The 26,984-nt window shown below is 70.0% G+C and carries 4 protein-coding genes; 1 reads left to right on the forward strand and 3 read right to left on the reverse strand.

What is annotated here, in order from left to right; all coding sequences use genetic code 11:
* The first annotated feature begins 54 nt into the window (after window positions 1-54).
* Entirely contained in the window at window positions 55-1,269 is a 1,215-nt protein-coding gene (locus OG804_RS08950; RefSeq protein WP_442941866.1) for a lipase family protein, read from the forward strand.
* Between the two features lie 124 nt (window positions 1,270-1,393).
* Here OG804_RS08950 and OG804_RS08955 read toward each other — a convergent pair whose 3' ends face one another.
* The 3 genes from OG804_RS08955 to OG804_RS08965 all read right to left on the reverse strand — a co-directional run bounded on the left by OG804_RS08955 (window position 1,394) and on the right by OG804_RS08965 (window position 26,955).
* Window positions 1,394-1,609, reverse strand: coding sequence for an MbtH family protein (locus OG804_RS08955; RefSeq protein ID WP_328395802.1), 216 nt, complete (start codon window positions 1,607-1,609; stop codon window positions 1,394-1,396).
* 123 nt (window positions 1,610-1,732) lie between these two features.
* Window positions 1,733-2,515 carry an FkbM family methyltransferase gene (locus OG804_RS08960; protein ID WP_328395804.1) on the reverse strand — a complete coding sequence of 261 codons (783 nt, stop codon included), beginning with the start codon at window positions 2,513-2,515 and terminating at the stop codon, window positions 1,733-1,735.
* Complete coding sequence (locus tag OG804_RS08965) at window positions 2,509-26,955, reverse strand: non-ribosomal peptide synthetase (protein ID WP_328395806.1); 24,447 nt, start codon at window positions 26,953-26,955, stop codon at window positions 2,509-2,511. Before OG804_RS08965 ends, OG804_RS08960 begins: the two co-directional genes overlap by 7 nt.
* Between the last annotated feature and the right edge of the window lie 29 nt (window positions 26,956-26,984).

Consider the following 26,984-nt stretch of genomic DNA (forward strand, 5'->3'; position numbering starts at 1 on the left):
CGTTCACGAAATCGCGCGACGGTCCGTGATACTTGTCGCGTGCAGATCCCGACGATCGATCGAAATCTATTGGTACGCGCCCTCGGCGCCGTACTCCTCAGCGGCGTGACGGCGGTATCTGCGCTCGGCGCGAGCCCAGCCGTAGCCGCGCCGCTCTATCCACTACCCGATCCGGACCCCTTCTATGCCGCCCCCGGCGATATCGCGGAGAAATCGCCGGGCGAGATATTGGAAACGCGGACCATGCCGCCACTTCCGATATTCCCGGGCACCACCGTGACCCTGGTGAAATTCCGCTCGGCGAATTCGCGCGGACTGCCGATCGCGGCGACCTCTACCGTGCTCACGCCACAGTGGCGCGTCCCCGATGGACCGCTGCTGTCCTACCAGCACATCATCAACGGCCTCGGCGCCCGCTGCGCGGTCTCCCGGGTGCTCTACACACCCGATCCGACCCTGCAGGTCCGCGAAGCCGCCGCACTGAACGCGGTGCTGGCCCGCGGATGGAGTGTGGCCCTGCCCGACCACCTCGGCCCGACCTTCGCCTACGGCGCGGCCCGGCTCGGTGGCCAGATCACCCTGGACGGCATCCGGGCCGCACGGGCGGCCGGACTGGGCCTGAGCGGCAGCCGCATCGCCATGGCCGGATATTCCGGCGGCGGTATGGCCACGGCATGGGCGGCCGCGCTGGCCCCGCACTACGCACCCGAACTGGAGATCGCCGGCGCCGCGACCGGTGGTGTCCCGATGAATCTGGTGCGCATGCTCGAGGCGGTGAACACCACTCCGCATCCCGCCTTCGGTCTCGTCATGGCGGCCGGTATCGGACTCGAACGCGAATATCCCGATAGTTTTCCCATCAGCGATTCGATGAACACCCGGGGCCTGGCCGCCCGCGGCACCGTCGCCAACGGCTGCACCAATGAGATTCTGGCCGCCGGGGCGGGGCACAATGTGGCCGAATACGCCACCAGCATGTCGCTGGTGAGCGACGCGGAAGCACGCGCGGTGGTCGAGCAGAACAGTCTGGAATTGTTCGACGGCGTGCCGAACATACCCATTTTCGAATGGCATTCGGCCAGCGATCCGCTCATTCCGGTGGATTCCATCGTCCGGACGAACCGGCGGTACTGCGACGCCGGGGTGCCGGTGCAGGCAGAACTGACGATATCCCCGGAACATCTGTCCGCGGCAGTACTCGGCGTCCCCGCGGTGCTCACCTGGCTCGAGGGACGTTTCCGCGGCGACCGGGCTCCCTCGAACTGCTGAGCACCGGCTCGCGCCGCAGCCGGTGCGCACGACGTTGCCGCGCCGCAGCCCGGCGACCGGTCTCCGCCCAGTCGACCTCGACCGGAACCCCCGGCACCGGTCGCTGGGCGGAGAGCCGGGAAACCTATTCGGCCGCTATCGCTTCCCGCAGGCCGGCCGGACGCAGATCGGTCCAGTTCTTCTCGACGTATTCCACGCAGGCGGCCCGGCTGCCGTCGCCGAATACGATTCGCCACCCGTGTGGAACGTCGGCGAAGGCCGGCCACAGCGAATGCTGCGCCTCGTCGTTCACCAGAACGAAGAACCGGCCGTCCTCGTCGTCGAAGGGATTCGCGCTCATTTCACCTCACCGAATATCGTCATCGTTTGTTCTCTGTCCCCGTATCGTTCGCACCGACCGGTCCCGGGAAACGGACGAGATCGCCGCCACGGGCGACCAGGCCCGGCAGCACCGGGACCCTCCTCACCCCTTCCTCTCGGCGTACACCTCGTAGATATCGGTACCGCGCAGACTCGGATCCTGGCGGATCTCCGCGGAAAGACCCCGGCCGCTCAGTAATTCGTCGACCTGCGCCAACCGATCGGCACTGTCGTGCACCTCCGCGACGACGGTGCGGATCCGGGGCCAATCGGCGGCGGCGATTCCCCGCAACACATCCAGTTCGGCCCGCTCGACATCGACCTTGAGGACACCGATCTCGGCGTCGGGCCCGTGCTCGTCCAATATCGCCGACACCGTGGTGACGTCGACCTCGATCTGCTCACCCTGGTGCAGGCCCGCCGTGATCATCGCGATGGCCTCATCGTCGAGGCCGCTGTTGCGAAGGAACGTTCTGGTCGCGGCATCGTCCTCGTCGCGGTCGGCATAGAGACCGGAATTGGCCGGAGCCTGCGGGTACCAGGTGAGCGGGAGGACGCCGGGCGCGGCCCCGACCGCGACGCGCAGCGGGACACCGTCCGGGACGAAGGCGGACATATTGCGTTCCAGACACTGGAAAGTCACCGGAACGGGCTCTGCCGCGATCACTCGGGCGCCCGGGCACGCCGCGGCGAACAGCATCGCGCTGAGCCCGATGTTCGCGCCGATATCGAGTGCGATGTCCCCGGGGCGCAACCTGGCGGCGGCCCGCCGGTAGAAACCCGGCTCCGCCGTGATCTCGCCCCACAGAAACCGGGCCTCCGCGGGACTCGGGCAGGTGACGACTCTGCCATCGTCGAGCTTGAGCGTCTGAAGAGTGTTCAGCATTCGTTCGCGACCCTTTCTATTACCGATCCGACAACGGCCAGTGCATCCGGATGGCTCATCTCGAGGTGGCGGGCATCGACGACCCGGTTGTGTATCTCGCCGGTCACATAGGGACGCCATATTCGCGCCAGCGAATCGTGGTCGGCGTGATCTCGGCCCGCGGTGAAGAAGTGGAGGTCACCGTCGAACTGCCCCGGCCGGTAGCGGTCGGCGATCTCGGCCGAGGTCTCGAAGCTCGACATGACCCGGTCGACCTGTTCGGCGGTGAACATCGCGGTGCCGATCACCTGTTCACGGACGACGGCCCACGCCGCTTCGGCGGTATCGGCCTGCACATCGTCACCGAGTGCGAACAGCTCCCGCCAGCCGCCGAGCAGATCCGCCATCAACCGGCCCGGCAGACGATCGGGTACGTCGGCGGCAGCCGCCGCACCCGCCTCGCCGGGAGCACCGACCGCGCTGTCCAGCACGGCGAGCAGCCCCACCGCGGCGCCGCCGCGTTGCAGCCGGACCGCGACGGCGTGCGCGATCTGTCCGCCCAGCGACCATCCCAGCAGATGGTAGGGACCCTCGGGCTGCACTCGGCGGATCTCGGTCACATAGCGTTCGGCCAGCTGCTCCACCGATTCTGCGCGGGACTCCCCCGCGACGACATGGGGATCCTGCAGCCCGTAGATCGGCCGATCGTCGTGCACATGCTCGACGAGGCCGCCGTAGAACCACGCCAGTCCGCCGGCCGGGTGCACGCAGAACAGCGGCGGTTTCGATCCACCGGTCCGCAGCGGCAGCAGCACCTGCAGGCCGGATCCGCCCTCCGCGTCCTCGACCCGGCGGGCCAGTGCCCGCGGGGTGGCGTCGTCGAACATCCACGGCAGCGCGATGGTCACCCCCCGCGTGCGCAACTCGGTCACCACCATGGTGGCCAGCAGCGAATTGCCGCCCAGGTCGAAGAAGCCGTCGGTGATGCCCACCCGCTCGACGCCGAGGATCTGCGCGTACACATCGCTGATCGCCTTCTCCGCCTCGGTCCCCGCCGCGACGAATTCCTTGCCGGCCGGGGCGAAATCGGGGGCGGGCAGCGCTTTCCGGTCGAGTTTGCCGTTGACGGTCAACGGCAGGTCGGGCAGCACCACGACCGTCGCGGGCACCATATAGCTCGTCAGCACCTCCGCGGCCGCCGCTCGGATGTCCGCCGGATTCACCGATTGTCCCTCGGCGGCGACCACGTACCCGATCAACTGCTCGACCCCACGCTCGTGCAGGTGCACCGCCGCGGCGGCCCGTATCACCGCGGGATGACGCAGCAGCGCCGATTCGACCTCCCCCAGTTCGATGCGGTAACCGCGCAACTGGACCTGGGCGTCGGCGCGACCGGCGTAGCGCAGTTCGAGCCCGTGCGCCGATACCCGCCAGCGGCCGAGGTCGCCGGACCGGTACAGCCGCATCCCGTCCGGTTCGAAGGGGTTCGCCACGAATCGGCTCGACGTCAGCCCCGGAGCTCCGAGGTATCCCCGGGAAAGCTGCCCACCGGCGACGTAGATGTCTCCGGCGACGCCGATCGGAACCGGCCGCAGGCGCTCGTCGAGCACATAGACCCGCATGCCCGGCAGCGGCGATCCGATCCCCGCGACCTTCGCCCCGCTGATCTCGCCGAGCGTCACGTGCACGGTGGTCTCGGTGATCCCGTACATATTGATCAGCCGCGGTGATCCCGGGGCGTGGGCCGCGAACCAGCCGGACAGCCGCGCCGCGTCCAGAGCCTCACCACCGAAGACGACGTACCGCAGCGCGAGTTCGGCGGTGCCACGGCCGGATTCCCGCCGCTCCCGCTCCGCCTCGGCGAACCCGTAGAAGGCCGACGGTGTCTGGCTGAGGACGGTCACCCGTTCCCGGTCGACGAGTTCGACGAACGCCTCCGGAGACCTCGACACATCGTGGTCGACCACGACCAGCCGACCACCGGTCAGCAGCGCGCCCCACATCTCCCACACCGCGAAATCGAAGGCGTAGGAATGGAACATCGTCCACACATCGCCGGGACCGAATTCGAATCGGCCGGCCGCATTGGTGAACAGGGTGACCGCTTCGCGATGGCTGACCGTCACCCCCTTCGGACGGCCCGTGGACCCCGAGGTGTAGATCACGTATGCGATATTGTCCGGCCGCGGGGACGGCCCGGCCGGACCACCGTCGTCGCCGTCGCCGGCCACGCAGTCGTCGACGAGCACTATCGGAGCCGGATACGCGGGCACCGCGGCGGCCGTCGCCGCCGAGGCCAGCACCGCCGACGGGTGTGCGTCCTCGACGACGAAGCGCAGCCGTTGCGCGGGATAGGTCACATCCAGCGGCAGATATCCGGCCCCGGCCCGCACCACCGCGAGCAGGCCGGCGACCAGATCGACCGAACGTGGCAGCGCCACCGCGACCAGCGATTCCGGCCCGACACCGTGCGCGGCCAGCCGCACGGCCAGCCGGGCGGCCCGCCGATCCAGCTCCGCGTAGGTCAACGTCGACACACCGTCGGTCACCGCGATCGCCTCCGGATCGGCCGCGACCCGGGCGGCGAACAGCTCCGCGAGAGTCGTCTCCGCGATCTCGGCGCCGTCGTGCCCGGCCGCGCCCAACAGCGCCCGGCGTTGCGCCGGATCCACCAGATCGATATCGCCGACGACCACGTCCCGATCCGATGTCACCTCCTCGAGGATGCGCACGAAGGCCTGCGCGAACCGCGTCATCGTCTCCTCGACGAAGAGGTCGGTCGCGAACGTCAGGCGGCCCACCATCCCGGCCGGACGGCCGTGGTCGTCGAACTGCTCGGCCAGTTTCACGTTCAGATCCGCCTGCGCCTGGTCGAAGCCGTTCTCAACCGGCTCGACACTCAGGTCGGGCAGACGCACCGCGGCCTTGCTCAGGTTCTGGACGTCCAACGTCACCTGATACAGCGGCAGATGCGCGGTCGACCGCGGCGGATTCAAGGCCTCCACGACCTGTTCGAACGACACATCCGCGTGCCCGAAAGCGGCCAGGTCGCTTTCCCGGGTGGCGGCCAGCAGCTCGGCGAAGGTCTGCCGCGGCGCCACCTGCGAACGCAGCACCAGCGTGTTGACGAACATCCCGATCAGATCGTCGAGTTCACGGACTCCGCGCCCGGCCACCGGAGTGCCGACCGCGATATCGCCGACTCCGGACAGTCGCGACAACAGGATCGACAGCGCGGCGTGCAGCACCATGAACGCGGTCGCGTTGCCCGCGCGGGCCGCCGCGCCGATCCGGGTGTGCAGATCCGCAGAGACTTCGAACTCGACGGCCCGGCCGCGCAGCGACGCCACCGGCGGCCGGGGCAGGTCCGTGGGCAGCTCGAGCAGTTCGGGCAGCCCGGCGAGAGTCTGCTCCCAGAAACGCAACTGCCGGGACACCAGCGAGTCCGGATCATCGGGCGCGCCGAGTATCTCGTGCTGCCACAACGCGTAATCCGCGTACTGGACCGGCAGCGCCGGCCACGCCGGGACCGTCCCCTGCCTGCTCGCCAGGTACGCCGTCGCCACATCGCGGGCGAGCGGCAGCATCGACTGCCCGTCGGCGCAGATGTGGTGCACCGTGATCAGCAGAACATGATCCCCGGCGCCGAGTTCGAACAGTTCGATACGCAGCGGCGGCGCCTGGGTCACATCGAAACCGGTGGAGACCGCGGCCAGCGCCCGGTCCATCAGCTGGTCCTCGTCGACCGGAATCGGGATCAGTTCCGGCGCGACCTCGGCGACGCCGACCGCGACCTGGTGCGGAGTGCCGCCGTTTACCGGAAACTTGGTGCGCAGCGATTCGTGCCGCTCGATGACCAGAGCACACGCGTGGCGCAGCGCCTGGACATCGAGTTCGCCCCGCAACCGGATGACCAGCGGAATGTTGTACGCGCCCACCGCCGTATCGAACTGGTTGAGGAACCACATACGCTGCTGCGCCGGGGACAGCGGAACGAGCGCCGGCCGTGGGCCCGCGACCAGCGGAGCCCGGCTGTCGCCGCCGAGGCCGGCCAGGGTCGCGGCGAGTTCGGCGACCGTCGGCGCCTCGAACAGCTCCCGGACACCGACCCGGACGCCGGACGCGGCACTCAACTGCGCGGCCACCCGCGTCGCCGACAGTGAATTGCCGCCGAGCTCGAAGAAGCCGTCCGTCGCGCCGACCTTCTCCACGTCCAGGACCCGCGCGAAGACCTCCGCGACACAGAGTTCGGCCGCTGTCCGCGGAGCCACCCACTCCCGGCCGGAATCGAATGCGGGTGCGGGCAGCGCCCGGCGATCCAGTTTGCCGCTGGTGGTGCGGGGCAGCGCCGGGAGCACCGTGAACACATCGGGCACCATATGCACCGGCAACTGCGTGCGGGCGGCGGCTCGCACCGCGTCGAGATCCACCTCGCCGGCGCCCACGAGATAGCCGGCGAGCCGGTCCAGACCCCGGTCGTCCTTGCGCAGCACGACCACCGCGCGCTCGATACCGGGCTGTGCGGACAGCACGCTCTCGATCTCGCCCAGTTCGATCCGCTGCCCGCGGATCTTGACCTGGAAATCGCTGCGGCCGAGGTATTCCAGCGTGTGGTCGGGCTTCCATCGCACCAGGTCACCGGTGCGGTACATCCGCGAGCCCACCGCACCGAACGGATTCGCCACGAACGCGACCGCTGTCATGGCGACACGGTTGAGATACCCACGCGCCAGTTGCAGCCCGCCGAGGTACAGCTCGCCCACCACTCCGGGCGGCACCGGCCGCAACCACGGGTCCAGGACGAGTGCCTCGACGCCGCGGACCGGACTGCCGATGGTCACGTCGGCGCCGGGATCCAACTCGCTCATACAGGCCAGAATGGTGGTCTCGGTCGGGCCGTAGCCGTTGAGCAGGCGCCGGCCCGGCGCCCACACCGCGACGGTTTCCGGGGTCACCGCTTCACCCCCGGCGGCCAGCACCCGGAGCGTTTCCATACCCGCCGGCGACATCGTCGCCAGCACGGTCGGCGTAACGAAGGCGTGCGATACCCGCTGGATGCGAATCAATTCGGCGAGTTCGGCACCCGCGTACACCTCCGGCGGCGGCAATAGCAAGACCGCGCCGTTCGTATGCGCCAGCAGCACTTCGAGCACCATGACGTCGAACCCGGGCGCCGAACCCTGCAGCACTCGCGCGGCGCGGTCGATGCCGAATCGGTCCCGCTGCTCGGCCGCGCAACTCGCCAGCCCCTCATGGGTGACCGCGACGCCCTTGGGCGTTCCGGTCGATCCCGAGGTGTAGAGCACGTAGGCCGTATCCCGGATATGCGGGGTCCGCGCCCGCTGCGCATCGGTCACCGGATCCGCCGAGAGTGCCGCGATCGACTCGCTCGTGCGCGGCTCGTCGAGAACCAGCGGACGGACCGTATCGGGCAACAGATCCGGCGAGCCGCCGGTGGTGATCGCCACCCGGACATCGGCGTGCTCGACCATCAGCGCCACCCGCTCGGCGGGGTTACGCGAATCGATGGGGACGAACGCGGCTCCCGCCTTGGTCACCGCCCACAGACCGACCATGAACTCCACCGATCGCGGCGCGGCCAGCGCGACATTGTCGCCGGGACCCACACTCCAGTCGATCAGCTGCCGCGCCACCTGGTTCGACCACGCGTCCAGTTCCGCATAGGACACTGTCCGTTCGCCCGAGATCAGCGCCGCCGCCGCGGGATTCACCGCAGCACCCACCGCCAGCAGCTCCGCGAGCGAACGCGGCGCCTCGGCGCATCCGCGCACGGCCGGTACCAGCTCCGACCGTTCGTCGGGCGTCAGCAGATCCAACGCGCCCAACCGGGTTCCCGCGGCGGTGCTCAGGGCGCGCAGCACCGTGCCGAGACGCGACGCGAGCCCCGATGCCGTGGCGTCGTCCACCCGAGCCCGCTGATAACGGACCCGGACGTGCAATGCGTCGGTCTGATGGGCCTGCACCATCAGCGGATAGTGCGCGGCGTCGCGGCCCTCGGCCGCGACCACCCGCATACCGTCGATATCGGTGTCACCGAGCCCGCTGCTGTCGACCGGGTAGGACTCGAACACGACCAGGGTGTCGAACAGCTGGGGGGTGCGCGCGGCCGCCGTGATCTGCGACAGTTCGAGATGGTGATGTTCGAGCAGCCGGGTGTTGTCCGCCTGCAGACCGGTCAGCGCATCCGCGACGGTCCGGTCCCGGCCGACGTCGACGACGACCGGAACGGTGTTGATGAACAGGCCGATCATCGACTCCACGTCCGGCAGGTCGGCGGGCCGGCCGGAGACCGTGCTGCCGAAGGCCACCCGTTCGGCGCCGAGCAGGTTGCCCAGGACCACTGCCCAGGCGAACTGCACGATCGTGGCCATGGTCACGCCGCGGGCCCGGGCGAATTCCACCAGCTGTCGGGTCACGGCCCGGTCGAACACGATCGGCAGATCGATCGGGATCTCGGCGACGGTCGCGATTTGCGGGTCGGTGATCAGCGTGGGTTCGGCGATATCGCCCAGGGCCTCCTGCCACACCCGTACGCCGGCGTCGTGGTCGCGTCGGTCGAGCCATTCCAGATAGTCGCGATACGACGGTGCCGGCGGCAGCAGGTCCGCACGATCTCCCACCGCGTACAGCCCGATCAGCTCCCGGCACAGCAACGGCAACGACCAGCCGTCGAGCAGCAGGTGGTGGGCCGTCAGCACCAGCCGGAAATCACCGGGTCCGACGGTCACGGCGAGGAATCGCAGCAGCGGCGGATCGGCGGGATCGAACACCACCGCTCGCTCGGTTTCGATCAGCCCGTCCAGTGCATCGGGGTCGCCGGACAGATCGACGCTGTCCCAGTGCAACGCGGCCAGCGCGGGAACCACCTGTGCGGGAACACCGTCGGCGGTGCGCGTGAAGGCGGCGCGCAGGTTGGGATGCCGGGCCAGCACGGTGCGCGCGGCGCGTTCGAGCCGGGCCTCGTCGACGACACCGGCCAGGGTCAGCACCGATTGCGCTGTGTAGACGTCGAGTTCACCCGCGGCGAATTCGGCGTGGAACAGCAGCCCCGCCTGCAGTGGCGCCAGCGACCACACATCGGTCAGCGGTCCGTATCGGTCGGCGAACGAGTCCAGATCGGACTGGGTGACCTCGACGAGCGGCACATCGGCCCGGGACAGTCCCCAGTCGCGCTCCGCGCGGGCGGCGACGCCGATCTCGCCCAGCGCTTCCACCCATCCCGCCGCGAGTTCGGCGACCTCCTCGTGGCCGAACAACCGCGAGGCGTAACCGATATGCGCCGACAGACCGGGGCCCGCCGGAGTGTCCACGATGTGCACATCGATCGTGATCGCCGCCGCCGCGGGCATATCCGGGTCGAACGCCGCGCGCCGATCGAACTCCTCGCCGGTCGGCACCCACGCGACACCCGCCAGCGCGGTGAGGTCGACACCCGCCCGGCCGAGATTGTTGAAACTGATCTGCGGCTCCGGGGCGGCCGCGAGCCGGTGGCCGGTGTCGGTGTTCAGATAGCGCAGCAGGCCGTAACCGATTCCCTTGTCGGGGATCGCGCGCAGCTGGTCCTTCACCGACTTCACCGCCGCGCGCGGGTCACCGGCGTCCGCCTCGCTCAGTTCGAGCGCAACGGGATAGGCATTGGTGAACCAGCCCACGGTGCGGGCCAGGTCCGCGCCGGCGGCGAGTTGCTCTTCCCGCCCGTGGCCCTCCAACAGCACTTTCATCCCGGCGTGGCGGTGGCCGCGCCGGGCGCGCCAGCGCGTCAACGCAACCGTCAGTCCGGCGAGCAGGGCGTCGTCGACGTTGCCGCGCACGGCTTCGGGTACCGCGTCGAGCAGAGCCGCGGTGTCCTCGGCCGCGACGGACAACGTCAGGTGCCGCACCGTCGACTGGGTGTCGACCGCCGGATCGAGCGCGGCCCGCCCGAGCAGCGGATCCGCCGCCGCACCCATCCGCGCCCACAACTCGAGCTCGGCGCCGCGTTCGGCGGCGGCGGCGTTCAGCGCATGCGCCCAGCGCCGCATGGAGGTGCCCTGCGCCGGAAGCCCGGCGACGCCGCCCTGGGTGATCTGCTGCCATGCGGTGGCGAAATCGGGGAGCAGGATCCGCCACGACACGCCGTCGACGGCGAGGTGGTGGATCACGAGAAGAGCGCGGCCCTCGGCGTCGACCCCCGACTCCGGCAGCAGGCATACGACCTGCAGCATCCGGCCACCGGCCGGATCGAGACGATCGGAGGCCGTCCGCAACGCCGTCTCGGCGAGCGCGGTGAAACCGTCGGTACCGGGCGCCTCGGCGGCCCCGAAGGTACGCACGGAGACCGCGTCCAGCGCACCGGCCGCCCCCGCCGGCAAGACCTCGAGGCGGCCGTCCCGCAGCCGCGAGCGGAGCATATCGTGGTGGTCCAGCACCGCCTGCACGGTCGCGGCCACATCGGCGACAGACGCGTCACCCGGCAAACGGACCAGCATCGACTGCGCGAACCGATTCGCCGCACCGAGCCGCTCGCCGAACCAGGCCACGATCGGCGTAGGCGGGATCTCACCCACCCCACCGCCGGACAGTTCCGGGAGCGACACCTGGGTCGCGGCCCCGGCGACCTGCGCCAGCGCCCGCACGGTTTTGCGTTCGAAGATATCGCGAGCCCGCAGGACGATCCCGGCGGACTTCAGCCGGGACGCCAGCTGGATCGACATGATCGAATCGCCGCCCAGGGTGAAGAACGACGTCGTCGCGCCGACCGATGCCACACCGAGGACATCCGCGAAAGCAGCGGCGATGGTGCGCTCCAGCTCGGAGGCGGGGGCGACCACTTCGTCGTCACCGAGGTCGAAGTCCGGCTCCGGCAGCGCCTTCCGGTCCACTTTGCCCGTCGAGGAGAGCGGCATCCGGTCGAGCACGGTGATCGTCGTGGGCAACATATGGGCGGGCAGGACATCGGCGAGATGATCCAGCACCGCGCGCGGCGCGACATCCGCGCCGGATTCGCCGACGAGGTAGGCCGCGAGCCGGGATCGGCCGTCCGGTCCGGGACGGTTCACGGTGACCCCCGAGGCCACCCCGGGCAGCGCGACCAATGCGGCGTCGATTTCGCCGAGCTCGATCCGCTGACCGCGGATCTTGATCTGGAAATCGCTGCGGCCGACGTATTCCAGTGCGCGCCGACCCGTCCAGCGGACGATATCGCCGGTGCGATACATCCGGGACGCGAAGCCACCGTAGGGGTTCGCCACGAACGCGCCCGCGGTCAGGGCGGGACGATTCAGGTACCCGCGTGCCAGGGCGTCTCCGGCGAGGTAGAGCTCACCGGCCACCCCGACCGGCACCGGCCGCAACCGCGCGTCCAGCACGAGAGCTTGCGCGCCGGGGATCGGACCGCCGATATCGATGACGGCCCCGGACCGAACCGGTTCACTCATGGTGATCACGATCGTCGTCTCGGTCGGCCCGTAGATATTGTGCAGCTGTCGTCCGGGCGCCCAGGTGGCGACCAGATCCGCCGACACCATCTCGCCGCCGACGGCCAGCACCCGGACCGATTCCAGATCGGCGGGCGACACCGTCGCCAGCACACTAGGTGTCAGGAACGCGTGCGACACCTGATGAGCGCGGATCAGCTGCGCCAGCTCCGAACCCCCGAAGACCTCCGCCGGCGACACCACCAGGGACGCACCGGCCGCACACGCCATCAAGGCCTCGAGCAGTACCGCGTCGAAGGCGGGCGCCGCCACGTGCAGGACCCGCGACGCCGGCTCGACTCGGTAACGGTCCCGTTGCGCGGCGGCGAAACTCGCCAGTCCCTCGTGGGTGACCACGACGCCCTTCGGTGTCCCGGTCGAACCCGACGTGTAGATCACGTAGGCCGCGTCCCGGACCCGTGTTCCCGCACGATCGGCGGCGGTGACGGGATGCCCGGGATGCGCCGCGATCTCGGCGGCCGTGCCCGGCTCGTCGAGTACCAGCCACGGGATTCCGTCCGGCAGAGCCGGCCGCGCGGATTCGATCGTGATACCGAGTGCGGCTCCGGAATCGGCGACCATATGGGTTATCCGCTCGCGGGGATAGCGCAGATCCACCGGAACGAACGTGGCGCCGGTCTTCGTGATCGCCCACATGGCGATCTGATAGTCGACCGACCGTGGCACGGCCAGTGCCGCATACACTCCCCGGCCCACACCGCGGGCGAGCAGATGCGCGGCCAGCCGGTCCGATCGCTGGTCGAGCTCGGCGTAGGTGAGGGTTTCGGACTCGCCGATCAGCGCGATGGCCGCCGGGTCCATCTCCACGGCCGCGGCCAACAGGTGCGGCAGCAGGCACGAGGGCGTCGCGGCACCGCCACTGGCCGGGACCAGATCCCGTGATTCTGTCGCGCCGAGCAGGTCGACGGCGCTCACGGCCGCGGCCGGGTCGGCGATGACCGCCCTGAGCACCCGCACGAACCGGTCGGCGAACGCTTGCGCCGTCGAACCCCGGAAAAGATCCGTGGCGTAGACGAGTTCGCCCGCGATGCCGGCCGGTCGTGCCCCGTCGTGCTGTTCGTGCAAGAGCACGGTGAGGTCGGTCTTGGCCTGGGCGATACCGGGGTCGAGGATGTCGATCCCGATACCGGGCAGCTCGAACCGGGCCTCCCGCACATTCTGCAAGCCGAACATCACCTGGTAGAGCGGCGTGTACGCCGTCGACCGGGTGCGGTCCAGGGCATCGACCAGCCGTTCATAGGGAACGTCGGCGTGCGCGAGCGCGTCGACGTCGACCGCGCGCACCTGCGCGAGCAGGTCGCGGAACGATCGGTCCTCGTGCACCCGGGTGCGCAGCACCACGGTGTTGACGAACATGCCGACCAGGTCGTCGAGCACCTCGTGGCCCCGGCCGGCCACCGGGGTGCCCACCGAGATGTCGTCGCTGTGCGCGGTGCGTGCCAGCAGGATCGCCAACGCCGCGTGCAGCACCACGAACACGGTGACACCCTCGGCGTGGGCCAGCCGGACGATATCGTCGTGCACGCGCGCCGGGATATCGAAGCGAACACTGCCGCCGGCCGTGGACACGGTGGCGGGACGCGGCCGGTCGGTGGGCAGTTCGAGCAGTTCCGGAGCGTCGCCGAGGGTCTCGGTCCAGTAGGCGATCTGCTGCGAGACCAGTGATTCCGGGTCGTCTTCCGCGCCGAGCGCCTCCCGCTGCCAGAGTGCGTAATCGGCGTACTGCACCGCGAGTGGTTCCCAGTGCGGCGCGTCGCGCCGGGCCCGCGCTTCGTACGCGGTGAACACATCGCGGGCCAGCGACGCCATCGAGGCGCCGTCGGCCGCGATGTGATGAGCCACCAGGACGAGCACATGCGTACCGGAGACCGTGCGGTACAACCTGGTCAGTATCGGTGCGGACACGGCTACGTCGAAACCCGTTCCGGCGGCCTGCCGGATCCGCTCGGCCAGGTCGGCCTCGTCGGCGACCGGTTCCGGGTCCGGCACCAGATTCTCCGGTGCCGCCGGGGCATCCAGCACGACCTGGGACGGTTCGCCGTCCACGGCCGGATACACCGTCCGCAGCGGCTCGTGCCGGATCACCACGTCCAGGAATGCCGCGCGCAGTGCATCGATATCGAGTGGACCGGTCAACCTGGCCGCGAAGCAGAGGTTGTAGGCCGCCGAATCGGTGTCGTACTGGTTGAGGAACCACATCCGCCGCTGGGCTGTCGCCAGCGGAATCACCGCCGGGCGGACCCGCGGACCCGGCGCGACCGCCGCACGCCGGGGCCGAGTGGCGATCCGCTCGGCCAGGTCCGCGACGGTGGGCGCGTCGAAGATATCGCGAATGCCGACCTCGTGGCCGAGCGCGACCTCGGCGCGCGCCGCGAGCTGGGCCGCGGACAGCGAATTGAGCCCGATCTCGAACAGATTCGCCGTGACACTCACCCGTTCGGCGCCGGTGACGGCGCCGACGAGTTCGGCCAGCACGGTTTCGCGCTCGGTGCGCGGCGCCACGAACTCGGTCTCGTCGTCGAACACCGGCCGGGGCAGTGCCGCACGGTCCAGCTTCCCGTTGGCCGTGAGCGGCAGGGCGTCCAGCACCTGCACGGCGGCGGGGACCAGATAGGCAGGCAGCGACCGGACCAGCCGGTCGCGCACGGCGCGGCCGTCCATCGCCGCGCCGGGGACGAGCGTCACGTACGCGACGATCCGTTCCGACGTCGCGACGGCGACAGCCCGGGCGACCTCCGGGAGCGCGCACAACGCCGCCTCGATATCGCCGGGCTCCACCCGCTGGCCGCGGACCTTCACCTGGAAGTCGCCGCGGCCCAGATACTCCAGTTCGCCGGTTCCGGTCCAGCGCACCAGGTCGCCGGTGCGATACAGCCGCTCACCCGGCTCACCGAACGGGTGGGCCACGAAGGCGGCGCTGGTCGGACCGGAGCGCCCCGCGTAACCCCGGGCCACCTGGACACCCGATACGTACAGCTCGCCGGCCACCCCGACCGGCACCGGCCGCAACCGGGGGTCCAGGACGTAGACCCGCATACCGCGCACCGGGGTGCCGATCGGCACGATCACGCGGGTGGTGGCCCCCGGCCGGCCGCGATATGCCGTGACGACCTCCGCCTCGGCCGGGCCGTACCAGTTCACCACTTCGGCGTTCGCGAACACCCCGGCCGCGGCATCGATCGTCCGCTGGGCCAGCGCTTCGCCCGCGACGAACACCCGCCGGACGGAGGGCAATCGGAGGCCGGTGGTGTCGAGCAGGACGTCGAGCATCGAGGGTACGAAATGCACGGTGCCGATTCCGTGTTCGGCGATGGCGCGCGCCAGATACCCGGGATCACGGTGCCCGTCCGGTTCCGCGATGACGATCCGCGCACCGGTCTGCAACGGCCAGAACAACTCCCATACCGCGATATCGAAGGTGATCGGCGTCTTGAACAGCACCGCGTCGGACTCGCCGTGCGGCCACTGCTCCTGCGCCCACGCCAGCTGACTCGCCGTGGCGGCATGGGTCAGTGCGACACCCTTCGGAACGCCGGTGGAGCCGGAGGTGAACAGGACATAGGCGATATTGCCGGGCCGCAGCGGCGATCGCCGCTGCGCATCGGTGATCGGATCGCCGGACTGCCCGGTCACGTCGAGACGATCGATCCGCGCCGAGGCACAACCGGCGGGCAGGCCGTTGTCGTCGCCGGAGGTCGTGAGCACCAGCAGCGGCCGGGCCGCGTCCAGTACCTGGGCGATCCGCGCACTCGGATGCTCCGGGTCGATCGGGAGGAAGGCCGCGCCGGTCTTGACCACCGCGTACAGCGCGGTGATCAGATCCGCGGACCGTCGAATCGCCACCGCGACCGTCGTTTCCGGCCCGGCGCCGCAGCCGATGAGCCAGCGGGCGAGCCGGTTGACACCCGCGTCGAATTCCCGATACGTCCAGAGGGCGCCGTCGGGGCCGCACAATGCCGGCAGCTCCGGGGTCCGGGCGACCTGCTCGTCGAAGAGATCGACAAGCGTCCTTCCCGGCGCGGCGGGACCGGTGATCCCGCTCCACTGCTCCAGCATCAGTTGCCGGTCCGCGGGATCCAGTAGTTCGACCGCGCCCACCGGCGACCCGGCGTCGGCGGCGGCGGCGTCGAGTACCCGCACGAACTGCGCGGCGAAGCGCCGGACGGTGTCCTCGTCGAAGAGGTCCGCGGCGTAGGTGAGGCGCAAGGTCATGCCGACCGGTTCATGGCGCGTGCCGTGCTCCTCGGTCATCATCAGCAGCAGGTCGTAGATAGCGGCGCTATCGCCCGGATCGATGTTCTCGATGCTGAGATCGGGGAGTTCGACTCGGGCCCGAGCCATGTTCTGATAGGCGAGCATCACCTGGAACAGCGGCGTGTGGGAGGTGGAGCGCGCCGGATTGAGCGCTTCCACCAGCTGCTCGAACGGCACCGTCGCATGGTCGAAGGCCTCGATATCGGTGCGCCGCACCTCGTCGAGCAGCTCCCGGAAACTGCGGTCCGGTGCGATCCGGGAGCGCATCACCAGCGTATTGACGAACATCCCGACCAGACCGTCCAGCGACCGGTGTCCGCGCCCCGCATGCGGCACTCCGATAGTGATGTCGGCACTGCCGGACAGCCGGGACAGCAGCACCGCGAGCGCCGTATGGGCCACCATGAACGTGGTGGCGCCGGCCCGCTGTGCCAGTGCCCGGATCCGGCCGTGCAACTCACCCGAGATCGCGACCTCGACGACCGCGCCGCGCTGGGACCGCTCGTTAGGCCGCGGCCGATCGGCCGGCAACTCGAGCAGCTCCGGTATCCCCGCGAGCTGCGTACGCCAGTAGGCGATATCGCGCGCACCGCGCGACTCCGGGTCGTCCGCGCGCCCGAGCACCTCGCGCTGCCAGATCGCGTAGTCGGCGAACTGCACCGGCAGCGGCGCCCATTCCGGCCGATGGTCACCGGATCGCGCCCGATAGGCCGTCACCAGATCGGCGGCCAGCGGAGCCACCGAGTATCCGTCGCAACTGATGTGATGCGCGGCCAGGGCCAGCACCCAGGCCTGATCCGAGAGCTGGTACAGCCCGATACGCAGCGGCACCTCCTTCGCCACGTCGAATCCGCGGTGGAAGAACTCGGACAACCGGCCCGGCAGTTCGCGTTCGCCGACCGCCTCCGGGGTGAGCTCCCGGCCCGCGACCACGTCGCGGGCGGCCAGCACGATCTGGACGGGGTTGCCGTCGACGGCGGGATACACGGTCCGCAGACTCTCGTGCCGTTCGACCACATCGCCGACCGCCGCCGTGAGCGCCCCGAGGTCGAGGGCGCCGTCGAGCCGGATCGCCAGCGGCACGATGTATCCCGTGGCTTCCGGATCGAATTGGTTGAGGAACCACATGCGTGATTGCGCCAAGGACAGCGGAACCCGCTCCGGGCGTGGCCGTGGTGTGGGCGCGGGCAGGTTCGGGACCGCCCGCAGCCGCGTGATCCGGTCGGCGAGATCGGCGACCGTGGCCGCCTCGAAGATCACGCGCACCGCGATGGCGACCTCGAGGATATCGCCGATCCGGCTCAGTGCGCGGGTGGCCAGCAGCGAATTCCCGCCCAGCTCGAAGAAATTGTCCTGGGCACCGATCTCCGGCAGTTCCAGGAGTTCGCCGAAGACCCCGGCCACGGTCTGCTCGACCAGACCCCGCGGAGCCCGGTACTCGGCCTCGCGCGAACTCGGATCCGGCGCCGGCAGCGCCCGATAGTCGACCTTGCCGTTCGCCGTGAGCGGGATCGCGTCGATCCTGATCACCGACGCCGGAACCATGTAGGCGGGCAACCGCTCCAGCAGGAAGCTCCGGATCCCCGCGTTGTCGACGGCTGCCCCGGCGACCACATAGGCGACCAGGCGCTGCTCGCCGTGGTCGGTGCGCACCTGCGCGACGGCGGCCGCCACCTCGGCGTGTGCCACCAGCGCGGCTTCGATATCGCCGAGTTCGACGCGCAGGCCGCGCAGTTTCACCTGGGAGTCGGCGCGGCCGATATAACGCAGACTGCCCGCGGCATCCCAGCGCACCAGATCGCCGGTGCGGTAAAGGCGGTCGCCCCGCGTCCCCAGCGGATCGGCGACGAATGCCGCACCAGTCAGGGCCCGGCGTTCGTGATATCCCCGGGCAAGCTGGACACCGCCCAGGTAGAGCTCCCCGGTCACGCCGGGCGGAACCGGACGCAGCCGCGCGTCCAGGACACGAACCACGACATCGGCCTCGGGCACGCCGATGGGCACCGTGACGCCGTCCACGGCCTCGATCCGGTGTGCGGTGACGCTGACCGCCGCCTCTGTCGGTCCGTACAGATTGTCGATTCGCGCACCGCTGAACTCGGTGAACCGCCGGGCGGTCTCGGCCGGCAGCGCCTCACCGATGCACAGGACGCGGCGCAGGTCCGGCAGTGCGCGGCGTTGCGGCGACGCGAGGAACGCGGCCAGCAGCGACGGGACGAAATCGACGGTGGTGATCCGATGGTCGGCCAGCAGCCGCGCGACGGTATCGGTATCGCGGTGGGCGTCGGGCCCGGCGACCACCAGGGCCGCGCCGCAGGTCGACGCGCAGAACAGCTCCCATACCGAGAGGTCGAAGGTCACCGGTGTCCGCCACAGCATCACGTCGGAGGCGTCGAGCTCGTAGTGATCGCGCATCCACCGGAGCTGATTCACCACCGCGGCATGCGGGACGGCCACGCCCTTCGGCTCACCCGTCGAGCCCGAGGTGTAGATGACGTAGGCCAGGTCGTCGGGATGCAGGGTCCGGATCCGGTCGGCGTCGGTCACCGGTGCGGGATCGTCCCCGTCGAGCTCCGCGGCAGACCAGACCGGTACCTCGCCGGGCAGGTCGGCCTCGTCGACGGCGCGGGTGAGCACCGCGCTCGCGCCCGCCGCGGCGAGTATCGCGCGCACCCGTTCGGCCGGATGTTCGGGATCCAGGGGCAGATAGGCCGCACCGGCGGCGTGGATCGCGTACAGCGCGGTCAGCAGATCGACCGATCGGCGCATCGCGACGGCGACCACCGTCCCCGGGCCCACCCCGCGCCCGATCAGCGCACGGGCCGCGCGATTCACCCGGTCGCCGAACTCCCGGTAGTCCAGCGAAGCGCCGCTTTCGGCGTCGATCAGGGCGGTGTGCCGGGGTGTGGTCCGCACCTGCGCGGCGAACAGATCCGGGACCGTCGCGGGCGATACCGAGGTGCGGCGCCCGTACGACCGCGTTTCCAGCTCCCGCTGCTCGGATGCGGTCAGCAGGTCGATATCCCCGACGGCGCCGGCGGGATCGGCGACGACCGCCCGCAGCAGGAGCAGGTAGCGGTCGAAGATCGAAACGACCGTCGCCTCGTCGAACAGGTCGGTGGCGAAGCCGAATTCGACTGTCATTCCGCCGGGTTCGCCGTCCGGGGTCAGCGAATCGACCAGGTTCAGATGCAGATCGTATTTCGCCACACTCGGGTCGGCCATCCGGGCGGTGACCGTCAGGCCGTCGAATCGCACGGTGGGGATATCGATGTTCTGGAACGAGAAACCGACCTGGGTCAACGGCGAGTGCGCCGTCGAGCGCGGCGGGTTCAGCACCTCGACGAGCCGCTCGAACGGGATATCGGCGTTCTCGAAGGCGGCCAGATCCGCGGCCCGGATCTGATCGAGGACTCCGGTGAACGTCGCGCCGGGCTCGATGCGCGTGCGCAGCACCAGGGTGTTGACGAACATACCGATAAGTCCGTCGAGTCCGGGCTCGCCGCGCCCGGCGATCGGGGTGCCCACGGCGATGTCACCGGTGCCCGACAGCCTCGCCAGCAGCGCGGCATAGGCGGCGTGCATGACCATGAACACGGTCGCGTCGTGCCGGTGGGCCAGCGCGGCCACCGCGCGATGCAGATCGGCGGGCAGTGTCGTCGACACCGTGGCGCCGCGGAAGGTCTGCTGCGCCGGGCGCGGCCGATCGGTGGGCAGATCGAGCACCTCCGGCAGGTCGGCGAGAGCCGAACGCCAGTACTCCGTCTGCGCGGTCGTCCGGCTGTGCGGGTCGTCCTCGCTGCCCAGCAGCGTGCGCTGCCACAGCGTGTAATCCGCGTACTGCACCGGCAGCGGTGTCCACCCCGGCGCCTCGTGCAGAGTCCGGGCCCGGTACGCGGCCATGAGATCCGCGGCCAGGGGCGCGAGCGAGGACCCGTCGAAGCCGATGTGGTGGACGACGAGCACCAGGGTGTGCTCGTCGGGTGCGCTGCGCAGCAGGATGATCCGGAACGGAACCTCGCGGGTGACGTCGAACCCGGCGGCGGCCGCCGCGGCCACCCGATCCGCCACCTCGTGCGCCGCGACCTCCACCGGCACCAGCGGCGGTCGCACCGCCTCGGTCGGCACGATCAGCTGGTGTGGTCCGCTGTCGCTGTCCGGGTACCGGGTACGCAGCGATTCGTGCCGGTCGAGGACATCGGCGAGCGCCGTGCGCATGGCCGCCACATAGAGGTCACCGGACAGCTGGACGACCAGCGGAATGTTGTACACCGCGGAGTCGGGGTCGAACTGGTTGAGGAACCACATACGTGTCTGGGCGGGCGAGAGCGGAATGCGGTCCGGGCGCTCCTGCGGCGCGAGCGGTTCCCGGCCGGTGGTGTCGCTCGTGCGCAGCCGCTGCGCCAGGACCGCGACGGTCGGCGCGTCGAATATCGTCCGGAGCGCGACATCCACCCCGAACGCGGCGCCCAGCTGTGCGACCGCCCGAGTGGCCGACAGCGAATTGCCGCCCAGCTCGAAGAAATTGTCGAAGGCGCCGACGCGCTCGACACCCAGCACGGCCGCGCACACGTCGGCGACCGTCTGCTCGGCGGCGTCCCGTGGCGCGACGAATTCCGTGGCAGCGGTGCCGAACACCGGGGCGGGCAGGGCCGCACGGTCGATCTTCCCCACCGCCGACAGCGGCAGCGCATCGAGGACGACCACCGTTTCCGGGACCATATGCGCGGGCAGCCGTTGCGCGGCGTGGCCCAACAGTTCCGTCGTGTCGACGTCGGACGCCGCCACCACGTAGGCGGCCAGCCGCGTGCCGTACTCGGACGGCACGCCCACCGCCAGCGCGACCGTCACCTCGGGGTGCCCGGCGAGGACGGCTTCGATCTCGCCGAGTTCGATCCGCTGTCCCCGGATCTTGACCTGGAAGTCGGTGCGACCGGCGTACTCCAGCGTGCCGTCCGATGTCCAGCGGGCGAGGTCGCCGGTGTGGTACATCCGGGCGCCGTCCGGACCGTACGGGTGCGCGACGAAGGTGGTGGCGGTGGCGCCCGGCCGGTTCAGGTATCCGCGCGCCAATTGCACGCCGGATATGTACAGCTGCCCCGTCACCCCGACCGGTACGGGCCGCAGGGCGCTGTCGAGCACGAGAGCCCCGACACCGCGGATCGGACCGCCGATGGTGACCCGCTCCCCTACCGACAGCGGGTCACTGATGGCGACCATGATCGTGGTCTCGGTCGGGCCGTACCCGTTGAACAGTTCCCGGCCGGGCGCCCAGACCGCCACCGTCTCCGCCGATACCGCCTCGCCGCCGGCCACCAGCACCCGCAACGTTTCCAGACCGTCGGGCGACATGGTCGCCAGCACACTCGGGGTCACGAACGCGTGCGAGACCCGCTGCGTCCGGATCAGTTCCGCCAACTCCGGCCCCGCGAAGACTTCCGGTGGCGAGACGACCAGTGTCGCGTCGTTGGCATGCGCCATCAGCACTTCGAGCACGACCGCGTCGAACCCGGGCGCCGCCACCTGCAGCACCCGCGAGGATCTGTCGACCCGGTAGCGTGTGCGCTGCTCGGCGGCGAAATTCGCCAATCCCTCGTGCGTCACCGCGACGCCCTTGGGGATGCCCGTCGACCCCGAGGTGTACAGCACGTACGCGGTATCCCGGATACGGCTGGGGCGCAGTCGATCCGCGTCGGTGACCGCGGCCGCGGATCGCGCCGCGATCGCGTCACGGGTTTCCGGATCGTCGAGGACCAACTGCCGGACCGACCCGGGCAGCAACGTCCGGGTGGCCGCCACCGTCACCGCGACCTCGACCCCGGCGTCGGCAGTCATCAGCGCGACCCGTTCGGCCGGGTTCCGCGGATCGATCGCGACGAACGCCGCACCGGTCCTGGTCACCGCCCAGATACCGGTGATGAACTCGATCGAGCGGGTCATCACCAGCGCGACATGGTCTCCCGGCCCGATTCCCCGATCGATCAGCTCGCGCGCCATCCGGTTCGACCGGGCGTCCAGCACACCGTAGGACACCGCGCGGTCCCCTGCGAGCACCGCCACCGCCTCGGTGTCCCGCGCCGACAGCACGGCGGCCAGCACGCGCGGCGGTTCGGCCGGGCCGCCCGAGGCCGGTACCAGCTCGGTCCGCTCGGCGCTCGACAGCACATCCACCGCGGCCACCGGTGTCTGCGGATCCGACACCACCGCCGCGAGCACCCGATTCAGCCGCGCGGCCAGTTCGCCGACCGTTCCCGGATCGAACAGATCCTTCGCGTAGTCGATCCGTAGGGCGATATCGCCGCCGCCGGCGGTGTTCTCGGCGACGGTGACGATCACGTCGACCTTCGCCGGTTGCGGCCCCGGGTCCAGGATCTCCACCGTGAGCCCGGGCAATTCCAGGCTCGGGCGGTCCATGTTCTCGAAAGCGAGGTACACCTGGCACAGCGGTGCGTGTGCCGCCGAATGCCGGGGCTCGATCTCCTCCACGACGCGTTCGTAGGGCAGATCGCTGTTGGCGAAGGCGTCGATATCGATAGCGCGGATTCGTGCGAGGAATGCGGTGAACGATTCGCCGGCGGGCACCTCGGTGCGCAGCGGCACCGTGTTGACGAACATTCCGACGAGCGGTTCCAGCGCGTGCTCACCGCGACCCGCGACCGGAGTGCCGATCGTGATGTCCGAGGACCCCGAGAGCCGGGCGAGCAGTACGGCCAGCGCCGCGTGGACCACCATGAAGGTCGTGACATCGGCGGCCCGCGCCAGCCGTTCGATCCCGGCGAACACCTCGGCCGGGATCACGGTCTCGGTGAGACCGCCGGCCGTGGACCGCCGCGCCGGACGCGCACGGTCGGCGGGCAGCTCCAGCACCGGCGGCTTACCGGCCAATTGCGCTGTCCAGTAATCCAACTGCCGGGCCGCCGGAGAGTCCGGATCGGTTTCGTCGCCGAGCAGTGCGCGATGCCAGATGCTGTAGTCCGCGTACTGGACCCGCAGTGACTGCCAGTCCGGCGTCTTGCCCTGCACCCGTGCCTCGTAGGCGGTCGCGAGATCGGCCGCCAGCGGCCGCAGGGACGCGCCGTCACAGCAGATGTGGTGCAGCACCACGGCCAGGACATGGCGGCGGCGGTCGGTGGAGGCGAGCAGCGCGCACCGGATCGGCGGGCGCGCACTCACATCGAATCCCCGGGACGCCAGATCGCGTATCCGCTGGTGGAATTCGTCCGGATCGGTCGGCGCGGGTGTCAGGTCGAGATCCGCGACGACGTCCGCGGCCGCCAGCACGACCTGCGTCCCCACCCCGTCCACCGCGGGATAGACGGTGCGCAGCGCCTCGTGCCGGTCGAGGACATCGGTCAGGGCGGTGCGCAGGGCCGCGGCGTCGAGCCGTCCGGTGAGCTGTACCACCAGCGGGATGTTGTAGGCCGCGGAGGCCGGATCGACCTGATTGAGCAGCCACATGCGGTTCTGTGCCGGTGCCAGCGGTATCGGGTCTACTCGCGGCTCGGCGCGCAGGGCCCGCCGGCTCGGACGGTGCCCGGCCATGATCTGCGCGGCGAGTTCGGCGACGGTCGGTTTGCCGAACAGATCGCGTACCGAGACATCGCAGCGGGTCAGTTCCGCGATCCGGACCGCGGCGCTGGTCGCGGTGAGCGAATTGCCGCCCAGCTGGAAGAAATGGTCGAGAACACCGACCCGCTCGATTCCCAGCACCTCGGCGAACACATCGGCGATCGTCTCCTCGACCACCGTGCTCGGCGCCACATACACCGCGACCGAATCGAATACCGGCTCCGGCAGTGCCCGATGGTCGACCTTGCCGTTGACCGTCAGCGGCAGATCGGCCAGGACGACGATGCTCGCCGGCACCATGTACTCCGGCAGCATCGCGGACACGTGCGCGCGCAACGCCTCACCGGCACAGGTTGCGCCGGCGGCGGGCACCACATAGGCGACCAGCCGGGCCGCCGCGGTATCGGGACGGTGCACCGTGACCACCGCTGTCGCGACCGTACTGTCGGTCAGCAGCACAGTGCGGATCTCGTCGAGTTCGATCCGGAAACCACGCAGTTGGACCTGCTGATCCGCGCGGCCGCGGTACTCCAGCTCGCCCTGGTGATTCCACCGTGCCACGTCGCCGCTGCGATAGAGCCGCTCGCCCGCGGCACCGAACGGGTCGGCGACGAAGCGGGCCGCGCTCAGCGCCGGCCGGCCGAGATAGCCGCGGGACAATTGAGCTCCCGAGACGTAGATCTCGCCCCAGGCGCCCAGCGGCGCGGGCCGCAACCGGTCGTCCAGGACATAGGTGCGCAACCCCGGCAGCGCCGGGCCGATCGCGCTCGGCGCACCGGGCACCGCGATATCCGGCGTCAGGGGCAGATACGTGACGAAGACCGTGGTCTCGGTGATGCCGTAGCTGTTGACCAGCACCGGCGTCCGCGGGTTGTGCTCGTACCAACCGCTCAGGCTCGCCGGATCGAGACGTTCGCCGGAGAGGATGACCGTGCGCAACGCGAGCTCCCCGTCGGGTTCGCCCGCGGACGCGTAGCGTTCACGGGCCGCCGCGAACTGCTGGAAGGCGGACGGGGTCTGGTTGAAGACCGTCACCTTCTCGCGCGCCGCCAGGCGTACGACATCGTCGGGCGACCGGGTGGTCCGGGTGTCCACGACGACGATGCGGCCGCCGGAGACCAAGGGCCCGAATATCTCCCACACGGAATAGTCGAACGCGAACGAGTGGAACAGCGTCCATACGTCTCCGGGCCGAACACCGCTCTCCGCCCCGGCGCTCACCAGGTAGGCGGCGACGGCGCGATGGCTTATCGGCACTCCCTTGGGCCGGCCGGTGGATCCGGACGTGTAGATGACGTAGGCGAGGTTGTCGGGGCGCACCGGACCGGTGCGCTCGGCATCGGTCACCGGGGTGCCGGCTCCCGCCGCGGCCGGATGATCGTCGAACAGCACCATGCGGCCGGGGTCGCCGGGGATCAGGTCCCGCGCCGCCCGGTCGGTCACGACGAGGACCGGATCGGCGTCGTTCAGCACATAGGCGAGCCGGTCGGCCGGATGGGCGGTGTCCAACGGCAGGTATCCCGCGCCGGATTTCAGCACCGCCAGCGCGGCGACGACCAGATCGGTCTCCCGCGGCATCGCGATGGCCACCAGCGATTCCGGCCCGGCGCCGCGCGCGATCAGTGCGCGGGCGAACCGGTTGGACCGCTCGTCGAGCTCGCGATAGGTGAGCGTGGTCCTACCGTCGCTCACCGCCACGGCGTCGGGCGTGGCCGCGGCCTGCCGGGCGAGCTGGTCCACCAGGGTCTCGCCGGTAGCCGTGCCATCGCGGCCCGCGAGCTCCCCGACGATGCGCTGCTCTTCGGCCGAGTCCACCAGCGGAATCGCGACGACCGGGGTGTCCAGCGGCGACTCCATCAGCCGCTGCAGGAATTCGACGAAACGCCCCGTGTGGAGCTCGAGTTCGTCCTGGCTGTACAGGTTGGCGTTGCCGTGCAGTTCGAGCAGCAGCGGCCCGTCGGCGCCCGGCCGGTACAGGTTGAGCTGCATATCGTCGAGGGCGCCCGAGGTGAGTGCGCGATAGCGGCCGACGGCGGATCCGAGGCGGATCTCGGAGTCGAAGAACAGAATGTTGACCACCGGGCCGAACGAATTGGCGGCCGCGTCGGCCGCATTCGAATCGCGGCGCAGATCCTCGAATCGGTAGAGCTGGTGGCGAATGGCCGAGACGAGTTCGGACACCGACGCGCGGACCAGTTGCTCCACCGTGGTGGTCGGATCCACCGCGAATCGGATGGGCACCATATTCGCCAGCATGGCCGCGGCATGGCGCAGCCGCCGCGTCACCCGGCCGCTGACCGGCATCGACAACACCACGTCATCGGTCCCGGTCATCCGGGCGAGGAACGCGGCGAACGCGGCGACGACGATCTGCGCGGGTGAGGCGTGCAGCTCCTCGGCGAAACGATCGAGCGACTCCGACAGCCGATCCGGAAGCTGCCGACCGGCCACCTGATCGGTCTCGCTCCACCGGGCGGTACGACCCGACAGGCTCGCCGCGCCGGGCAGATCCGCGACCTTGTCGCGCCAGTACGCCCGGTCGGATTCCAGCCGCGGCCCGGCCCGGTACGCACGCTCGGCCTCGGCGATATCGCGCAGGCTCGCCGCGATCAGCGGTGGCGGCTGTGTCCCCTCGAGCAGGGCGTTGTAGTGCTCGGTCACCCGGTTCATGCAGTTGAACGCGCCGTAGCCGTCGATCACGAGGTGATGCGCGCGGGCGTACCAGAGGTAGCGGTCCGCGCCGATTCTGATGAGCCGCGACGCGCTGAGCCGATCGTGGGCGAGATCGACCGCCTTGGTGTTGTAGTCCCGGCGCATCCACTCCATCGCCGCGGCGAACGGATCCGCCGCGGCGGCGAAGTCCAGCACGGGCTCGGTGTAGGTGATGCTGCGATCGACGAATTGGTAGGGGCGGCCGTCGAACTCGACGACCCGGACGACGAGGGATTCGGTCTCCCGGCCGGCGAGGTTGATGGCCTCGACCAGCACGTCGTAATCGATCGCGCCCTCGATTTCGACGTAGTGCGCGATATTGACCGCGGGCCTGCCCGGCAGATTGTCGGCCAGCCACATGCTGTACTGCGCCCTCGACAGCGGGATCAGGTCCAGATCGTCGGCAGTGGTGGCTGACTTCAGATTCATCCTCTACCCTCTCGCTCAGACTCGGAGGC

Source organism: Nocardia sp. NBC_00416 (assembly GCF_036032445.1).
Lineage (GTDB): Bacteria > Actinomycetota > Actinomycetes > Mycobacteriales > Mycobacteriaceae > Nocardia.

Coding starts and splice junctions, on each gene's coding strand:
- OG804_RS08955 (WP_328395802.1), bottom strand. CDS start 1,609: ATGAGCGCGAATCCCTTCGACGACGAGGACGGCCGGTTCTTCGTTCTG.
- OG804_RS08960 (WP_328395804.1), bottom strand. CDS start 2,515: ATGCTGAACACTCTTCAGACGCTCAAGCTCGACGATGGCAGAGTCGTC.
- OG804_RS08965 (WP_328395806.1), bottom strand. CDS start 26,955: ATGAATCTGAAGTCAGCCACCACTGCCGACGATCTGGACCTGATCCCG.